General features: G+C 56.8%; 7 protein-coding genes and 1 pseudogene. 5 read left to right on the plus strand and 3 right to left on the minus strand.

Features of this window, described 5'->3' with window-relative positions:
* Both AC2FND_RS18910 and AC2FND_RS18915 read left to right on the plus strand, forming a co-directional pair.
* A partial coding sequence (locus AC2FND_RS18910) for a Phenylacetic acid catabolic protein (protein ID WP_496771279.1) occupies positions 1-654 on the plus strand: 654 nt, incomplete at its 5' end.
* Between the two features lie 373 nt (positions 655-1,027).
* Entirely contained in the window at positions 1,028-2,269 is a 1,242-nt protein-coding gene (locus AC2FND_RS18915) for an acyl-CoA dehydrogenase family protein (protein ID WP_209507563.1), read from the plus strand.
* 112 nt (positions 2,270-2,381) lie between these two features.
* Here the strand turns inward: AC2FND_RS18915 and AC2FND_RS18920 are convergent, their stop codons facing one another.
* Both AC2FND_RS18920 and uraH read right to left on the minus strand, forming a co-directional pair.
* Positions 2,382-3,614 carry a urate hydroxylase PuuD gene (locus AC2FND_RS18920; RefSeq protein ID WP_496771280.1) on the minus strand — a complete coding sequence of 411 codons (1,233 nt, stop codon included), beginning with the start codon at positions 3,612-3,614 and terminating at the stop codon, positions 2,382-2,384.
* A gap of 134 nt (positions 3,615-3,748) precedes the next feature.
* Complete coding sequence (uraH, locus tag AC2FND_RS18925) at positions 3,749-4,102, minus strand: hydroxyisourate hydrolase (RefSeq protein WP_480625353.1); 354 nt, start codon at positions 4,100-4,102, stop codon at positions 3,749-3,751.
* 147 nt (positions 4,103-4,249) lie between these two features.
* Between uraH and puuE the strand changes: the two genes are divergently transcribed.
* Genes puuE through AC2FND_RS18940 form a run of 3 tightly spaced genes read left to right on the plus strand, consistent with a single transcriptional unit; the run spans position 4,250 to position 7,625 of the window.
* Positions 4,250-5,662 carry an allantoinase PuuE gene (gene puuE, locus AC2FND_RS18930; RefSeq protein WP_496771281.1) on the plus strand — a complete coding sequence of 471 codons (1,413 nt, stop codon included), beginning with the start codon at positions 4,250-4,252 and terminating at the stop codon, positions 5,660-5,662.
* Positions 5,659-6,144: an ureidoglycolate lyase gene (locus AC2FND_RS18935; protein ID WP_496771282.1), complete on the plus strand. Its 486-nt coding sequence runs from the start codon at positions 5,659-5,661 to the stop codon at positions 6,142-6,144. Before puuE ends, AC2FND_RS18935 begins: the two co-directional genes overlap by 4 nt.
* 56 nt (positions 6,145-6,200) lie before the next feature.
* The gene (locus AC2FND_RS18940) at positions 6,201-7,625 is read left to right on the plus strand and encodes a uracil-xanthine permease family protein (protein WP_496771283.1); all 1,425 of its coding nucleotides are present in this window, start codon (positions 6,201-6,203) and stop codon (positions 7,623-7,625) included.
* 140 nt (positions 7,626-7,765) lie between these two features.
* Here AC2FND_RS18940 and AC2FND_RS18945 read toward each other — a convergent pair.
* Positions 7,766-8,043, minus strand: a pseudogene (locus AC2FND_RS18945) (ornithine cyclodeaminase family protein); the annotation flags it as partial.

An 8,043-nucleotide genomic window follows, 5' to 3' on the forward strand; every position in this document is an offset into this window, starting at 1 on the left:
ACGTTCGTGGACAGCGAACTTGCCGGTGCTGCCGGATTCGCCGACATCATCAATCAGGGGCCGGGCATCAAGGAACGGATCGCAGCCGCCAGGATTGTTCTTGAGAAAACGGATCACGCCGATCAGGTTCTCAGGATAATGGGTGAGTTTGGGGCCGATACCGAGAGATATGCCACACATCATCCGTGGACAGCGCGCCTGGATCGTGACGCAGATATCGGTGCGACCCGCAGCGCGCATGACATGCGCCTTGCGGTATTCAATTATCCGATCTCGGGCTGGACTGACGCCGTCATCATGAACCTGCTGATGAGCCGTGCGGTCATGGAACAACTGGCCGAGTTTTCAATGGTTTCCTATCAACCGCTGGCCGGAGCGTTCCGCAGCATCGCCCCGGTCGAAGCTCATCATGGCGCGTTGGCGCTGGAAGGTGCTGTGAAGCTTGCCAAGAGCGGAGAGACAGAGCAGATGCAGGATGCGGTTAACTATTGGTGGCCGCGTGTCGCTGTGTCCTTTGGTGGCGATGATTTGAAACGGTTTGAGCTTCTGAAATCGCTGGGCTTGCGCCACAATGGTAACAACGCTCTAAAAGAGCGTTGGGTTCAGACAGCAGGCACCGCCGTGAAACAGCTGGGCCTGAAACCACCGGCCTAGTTCTGTGTGAACGCCAAAGGCAGGTTGAGAGGCACTTTCGGGGGCGGGCGATGTGAATTTCGCCCCGCGGAGCAAATCTCCGAGTGGGGCCCGATCAAGCCCTTGCGTTTTGTTGGTCCACCCAGATCTGAGAGCAAAGACAAATGAGCCTTATGACCGAGCCCAGGTCATAAGGCTGACGTGCAATGACCTGACGTTTCACGCCGGCAGGTTGCGGTATTGGTTTTTTCCTCTTTTCATATTGGAGTGATTGCGCAAACTGAGTGTATTCAAGCGCCAGATAAAACTCACCAGAAGACAGTGCCTTGGCGGCCGTGCTGGCGCAAACAGGGTTCGAGGATACCACCGCCACAACGCACAGGAAGGAACCGCCATGGATTTTGCCCCATCGCCGCGCGCCACGGAAATGTATGACCGCCTGAAAGCGTTTATGGAGGCGCATATCTACCCGCGCATACGCGATCACAAAGAAGAAATGGCGGCAGGCGGTTTCCCGGTTTCGTTTATGGAAGATCTCAAGGCGTTGGCCCGGGCCGAAGGGTTGTGGAACTTGTTCCTGCCCAGCCTGCGCGACGATGAACCCGGCACCCGGCTGAGCAATCTGGAATACGCGCCGCTGGCCGAACTTATGGGGCAGGTGGCCTGGTCTTCGGAAGTGTTCAATTGCAGTGCGCCGGATACCGGCAATATGGAACTGTTGCACATGTTCGCCACCCCGGAACAGCGCGAGACATGGCTGGTGCCGCTGTTGAACGGTGAAATCCGATCCTCTTTTGCGATGACTGAACCGGATGTGGCCAGTTCGGACGCGACCAATATTACCACTTCCATCCGGCGAGAGGGGGATGAATATGTCATCAATGGCCGCAAGTGGTTCATCACGAACGCCTGCCACCCGAACACCAGATTGTTTATCGTCATGGGTAAAACGGATCCCAATGCGGATCGGCACAAACAACAAAGCATGGTCATTGTCCCGAAGGACACGCCCGGTTTTGAGATTGTTCGCAACCCCACTATTCTGAACATGCACGACCCCGAAGGCCATGCCGAGCTGGTCTTCAAGGATGTGCGCGTTCCGGTCAGCAATCTTTTGGGCGAGGAAGGCAGCGGGTTCGCTCTGGCGCAGGCCCGGCTTGGTCCCGGTCGCATCCACCATTGCATGCGTTCGATCGGTGCGGCGGAAATGGCGCTTAACCTGATGGTCGAACGCGCGCAAGAACGGAAAGCGTTTGGCAAGCAGCTTGCAGAACAGGGCGTGATCCGCGAGTGGATCGCCAAATCCCGGTTAGAGATCGAACAGGCGCGGTTGCTGACCCTGAAAGCAGCCTGGAAGATTGATCAGGTGGGCGCCAAAGAAGCGTTCCGAGAGATTTCATTGATCAAGGTGGTGGCACCCAATGTGCATGCCGCTGTGACGGATCGCGCGATGCAGGTCTTTGGCGCGATGGGCATGACCCCGGATACACCGCTGGCCGACAGCTATACCTGGGCACGCGCGCTGCGATATGCGGATGGTCCGGACGAGGTGCATTTGCAGGCGATTGCCAAGCAAGAGTTGAAGAACTCGAATTTTGGCATGTCGGCCCAATGGCTGACCCCGCCATCGCGCTAGGCCGGGGGCGGCATCAGGTCTTGTGCGCTCTGCTTTGTTTTAGCGGTAGAAACTGGGTGTTTGTCCCGCGGCAGGGGGTAGGAAGTGAAGGACAGGACGTCCTGCGAAAATCCTACTGCCCTCTGACCTCGCGCACCCATGCGATGATGGTTTGGCGCGCTTCCACGTCCATTTGAACCGCTGAAGGCGGTGGCATGGCATGGCTGATCCCGGCCTGCAGGTAAATCTGGTCGGCGTGTCGGGCAACATCGCCGGGTGTTTCAAGATAAACCTTCTTGGGGGCCCATTTCATGGTGCCATAAACCGGCTCGCGGGCATGGCACATCGAGCAGTTGCCCAGAACAGTGTCATAGGCTTCTTCAAACCCCGTAGCCGACGCAAATTTTTCCTCGTAAGGTGTCAGCGCCCTTGCTTCGGCGTCCTCCCATGTCTCGCCGGTTCTGACAGAAGACAGCCATGCGATCACGATCATGAGGATGACAGTAACACCCCAGGTCCAGTGCGGCCCTTTCCCGGTCGCGTGCATCGTGTTGAAGTAGTGGCGGATGGTCACGCCGGTCAGGAAGATCAGGCTGGCGATGATCCATGAATACTGGGTGCCAAAGGCCAAAGGATAATGGTTCGACAGCATCAGGAACACGACGGGCAGCGTCAGGTAGTTGTTGTGCGTCGACCGCACCTTGGCGATTTTTCCATATTTGGCGTCCGGCGTCCGGCCCGCCTTGAGGTCTTCCACCACGATCCGCTGGTTGGGCATGATCTGGAAAAACACATTTGCCGTCATGATGGTTGCGGTGAACGCACCCAGGTGCAAAAGCGCGGCACGACCGGTAAAAATCTGATTGTAACCCCAGGACATGGCCACCAGAATCACGAACAGCAACAGCATCAGCGCGGTGGGTCGCTCACTCAGGCGCGATTTGCACATCTGGTCGTAAAGCAGCCAGCCGATGGTCAGTGACCCGCCCGAGATCAATATCCCCTGCCACAACGCCAGGTCCGCTTTGGTCGGATCAAGCAGGAACAACTCGCCCCCGACCCAATATATGATCATGAGCAAGGCCGCACCCGAAAGCCATGTCGTGTAGCTCTGCCATTTATGCCAGGTCAGGTGCTCGGGCATACGTGCTGGTGCGACAAGATATTTGACGGTGTGATAGAACCCGCCCCCGTGCACTTCCCACTCTTCGCCATAGGCCCCTTCTGGCAAGGCAGGGTTGGGCTTAAGCATAAGGTCGAGCGCGATAAAATAGAATGACGCGCCGATCCACGCCATCGCCGTGATCACATGCAGCCAGCGGACGGAAAAGGCCATCCACTCCCACATAACAGCCAGGTCATACATGGCGTTGCTCCTACATATCCAAGTTCTTTGGCACTCTAGGCGACAGAGGTTTCATCGGGTATTGCTACGAAAGATCAAGCAGTATCAAAAATACCAATACAATTGTCAGTCTACAGGAACACGCAGCGCAACGCTCAGCTTCCGCGATAAGTCGCGTAGCTGAAAGGCGAAAGTAGCAGCGGAACATGATAGTGGGCGTGTTCGGACATTCCGAACCGGATCGGGATCAAATCCAGAAAACGCGGGCTTTCAGGCGGCACGCCAGTGGCGTCGAGATATTCGCCCGCATGAAACACCAACTCGTATTCGCCTGTCGAAAACTCGGCCTCGGGAAGGATTTGTTCATTGGTGCGGCCGTCTTCGTTGGTGAGCAGAGTTTTCAGCAACGTGCGGTCTGTTCCGTTGATCCGGAACAACTCGATCTTCATCCCACTGGCCGGGCAGCCCCGCGCCGTATCCAGGACATGTGTTGTAAGGTAACCGGCCATTTGCACCTCTCGCTAAGCATTGCTGTTACTATTGCAATACCTTCGCGGCAGGCAAAGGCAGTCTGTCAAAAGACTGCTTACAGAATTTTTTGAAAAACATAGGTGATTGTTTGGGTTATTCGTCTTTTCACCAAGAGGGAAATTGATGTGACGCGGTATCCACGAGACATGACCGGCTATGGTCGGCAAGTACCCAATGCAAACTGGCCAAACGGGGCCAAGATCGCGGTTCAGATTGTGCTGAACTATGAAGAAGGCGGCGAAAACAACGTTTTGCACGGGGATGCCGCATCCGAGGCGTTTCTTTCCGAAATCACCGGTGCGGCCCCTTGGCCCGGGCAAAGGCACTGGAACATGGAATCAATTTACGAATACGGCAGCCGCGCCGGATTCTGGCGGGTGCATCGTCTTTTACAGGACCTACCCGTCACGGTTTATGGCGTTGCCACAGCATTGGCCCGTGCACCGGCGCAGGTTGCGGCGATGAAGGCCGCAGGCTGGGAGATTGCCAGCCATGGTCTGAAATGGGTTGAGCACAAGGACATGGACGCGGAAGAAGAACGCGCCCAGATCCGTGAGGCGATCCGGCTTCATACCGAGGTCGTCGGCACGCCCCCACGTGGCTGGTACACGGGCCGCTGTTCGATGAACACGGTCGATCTGGCCGCCGCCGAAGGCGAGCTGGCCTATATTGCCGACAGCTATGCCGACGATTTGCCCTATTGGGTCAAGGCTGGTGGCAAGGATCAGTTGATCGTGCCCTACACGATGGATTGCAACGATATGCGGTTTGCAATTCAGGCGGGCTATACCAACGGCGAACAGTTTGAAAGCTATCTCAAGGACAGCTTCGACATGCTTTATGCCGAAGGCCAGGCGGGCGAGCCGAAGATGCTTTCGATCGGACTGCATTGCCGCCTCATCGGCCGCCCTGGTCGCGCTATGGCCCTGAAACGCGCACTCGACCACTTCAAGAAACATGACGGGGTCTGGTTTGCCACCCGCGAACAAATCGCTGATCATTGGGCGCAAATGCATCCGCCATGTCAACGGCTGGCCCCGTCGGAAATGGACCAACCAACCTTTGTCGCCGAATTTGGCGGCGTGTTCGAACACAGCCCGTGGATTGCCCAAGCGGCCTTTGATCTGGAGCTGGGCCGCACACATGACAATGCCGCAGGGGTTCACAATGCACTGGCGCGCGTATTCCGTTCTGCCACAGCCGAGCAGCGGCTTGGCGTCCTGACAGCCCACCCGGATCTGGCAGGCAAACTTGCTGCTGCGGGTCGTCTGACCAAGGAAAGCACGGCAGAACAGGCCGGAGCAGGTCTCGACATGCTGACGGATGAAGAGCGTGCGACCTTCACGGCTTTGAACGACACCTACACGACCAAGTTCGGCTTTCCTTTTATCATTGCGGTCAAGGACAACACCAAAGCAACCATTCTGGAGGCTTTTCACCGTCGGTTAGACAGTGACCGAGACACCGAATTCGCCGAGGCCTGCCGTCAGGTCGAACGGATTGCCGAGTTGCGGCTGATCGAGAAATTCGCGCAATGACATCCACGCTGAAACTCCGGTCACTGACCGCCGAGGTCTTTGCACCGTTCGGCGATGTCATCGAAGTGTCTGGCGCGGTGGACAAATACATCAATCAGGGAAAATGCGCGCGATACCATGATCGCGCCCAACTGGATTTCCATGAGGGGCGCGCAGGGATCAGCGTTTTCCAATCCCAGGCCTTCGACCTGCCCATCAAACTTGAAATGGTCGAGCGTCACCCCGACGGCAGCCAGGCCTTTCTACCGCTTTCAGATAAACCCTTTGTCGTTGTCGTAGCGCCCGACAACGCGGGTGTGCCGGGTAAGCCTGTTGCATTCATTACCGCGCCCGGACAGGGCGTGAATTATCACCGGAACACCTGGCACGGGGTGCTGACACCGCTTCATCCCCCCGGGTTGTTCGCCGTGGTCGACCGAATAGGAAACGGGCCCAACCTTGAGGAATACTGGTTCCAGAACGCCTACACGATCACTGAATAAGGGACATTGCCGGAAGAGGAGCCGGCCCACGCAGTTTTTTTGGGAGGAAAAGCGCGATGTCAGATGCAACTTTAGGGACGCCGGAGCAGCTCCGCGACCCGAACTACACCCCGCCAATCCTGAAGGCGGTACCTTTGGGAATTCAGCACGTTCTGGCGATGTTTGTTTCCAATGTCACGCCAGCCATCATCGTCTGTGGTGCGGCGGGTTTCGGGTTTGGTTCAAACAGCCCCGATTTCCCGCAGATGATCTACATGATCCAGATGTCGATGTTCTTTGCGGGCGTTGCGACACTGTTCCAGACCATTGGGCTGGGGCCTGTTGGCGCCCGCCTGCCAATCGTGCAGGGAACGTCATTTGCCTTTATTCCGATCATGATCCCCTTGGTGGTTGGTAAGGGCGTTGACGTGATTGCCGTATTGATGGGTGGTATAGTCGTTGGCGGCCTGTTTCATGCCAGCCTTGGGTTGTTCATTGGCCGTATTCGCTTTGCGCTTCCGCCTTTGGTTACAGGTCTTGTCGTGACCATGATCGGGCTTGCGCTTGTCAAGGTCGGCGTCCAGTACGCAGCTGGCGGTGTACCCGCCATCGGTACCGAAGAATACGGCTCTGGTCTGAACTGGCTCATGGCCGGAACTGTGATTGTTGTTACGCTGGGCCTGAAGTTTTTTGCCCGCGGTATGTTGTCGGTGTCGGCGGTTCTGATTGGCCTGTTGGTCGGATACGTGGTGGCATTCGCACTGGGTCAGGTGAACTTGGGCAATGTCGGGCGCGCGGTTCCGTTTGCCATGCCGAACCCGTTTCACTTCGGTATCGAGTTTACATTTGCGGCGATCATCGGGTTCTGTGCGATGTCCTTTGTATCGGCTGTTGAAACGGTCGGGGATGTGTCCGGTATTACCAAGGGGGGCGCGGGACGCGAGGCAACCGACAAGGAAATTCAGGGCGCGACTTTTGCCGATGGTCTTGGAACTGCGGTATCAGGTGTCTTTGGCGCCCTGCCTAACACGTCATTCAGTCAGAACGTCGGCCTGATTGCCATGACCGGTGTCATGAGCCGCACGGTCGTAACCATAGGTGCCCTCTTCCTGATCATATGCGGGCTTATCCCCAAGATCGGCGCGGTGATCTCGTCCATTCCAATCGAGGTTCTGGGCGGCGGTGTGATCGTGATGTTCGGTATGGTGGTTGCAGCCGGTGTCTCGATGCTGTCGGACGTGACGTGGAATCGCCGCAACATGGTGATCTTTGCGATTTCACTCAGCCTGGGTCTGGGTTTGCAGTTAGAGCCCGGCGCCTTACAGCATCTGCCCGGAACTTTCAAAGTTCTGGCGACATCCGGAATCTTGCCTGCCGCTATCATCGCTATTGTCCTGAATCTGGTTCTGCCCGAAGAGCTTTCGGATGAAGCGACGGAAGAGGTGTCAGGTGGAATGGCAGGCCACGGGCTGGGCTCTATCGAACAGAACGATCACGTCTGACCGGTTCAGCCCGGAATTGTAAGTGGAGAAGCGGCGCACTAAGCGCGCCGTTTTTTATTTCAGGTGTGGCAGGCTTGGCCCATGGCTCACATAAGCAACGCGTTTTTCGACGCGACGCTTAGGTGAACACGGAGGAGGCATCAGAAATCGACCTCAATCGCGATGCCTTTCTGTACGGCCAGCTCGACAACAGACGCTGCAACCGCCAGATCCTGAAGACCGACGCCAGTGCCATCGAACAACGTGATCTGATCGTCTGATGTTCGGCCCGGGTTCGTTCCGTTGATGACCGCACCCAACTGGATCAGGTTACTTTCCCTGATCAGGCCCTGTGCCACGGCGTGTTGCGCCTCGCCAATCGAAATTGACTGTGCGATTTCATCTGTGAATACGGATGCTTTGGCCAACAACGCCGCCT

Source organism: Ruegeria sp. BHSB056 (assembly GCF_059613305.1).

Coding starts and splice junctions, on each gene's coding strand:
- uraH (WP_480625353.1), bottom strand. CDS start 4,102: ATGGCCGGTTACCTTACAACACATGTCCTGGATACGGCGCGGGGCTGC.
- AC2FND_RS18915 (WP_209507563.1), top strand. CDS start 1,028: ATGGATTTTGCCCCATCGCCGCGCGCCACGGAAATGTATGACCGCCTG.
- AC2FND_RS18935 (WP_496771282.1), top strand. CDS start 5,659: ATGACATCCACGCTGAAACTCCGGTCACTGACCGCCGAGGTCTTTGCA.
- AC2FND_RS18920 (WP_496771280.1), bottom strand. CDS start 3,614: ATGTATGACCTGGCTGTTATGTGGGAGTGGATGGCCTTTTCCGTCCGC.
- AC2FND_RS18940 (WP_496771283.1), top strand. CDS start 6,201: ATGTCAGATGCAACTTTAGGGACGCCGGAGCAGCTCCGCGACCCGAAC.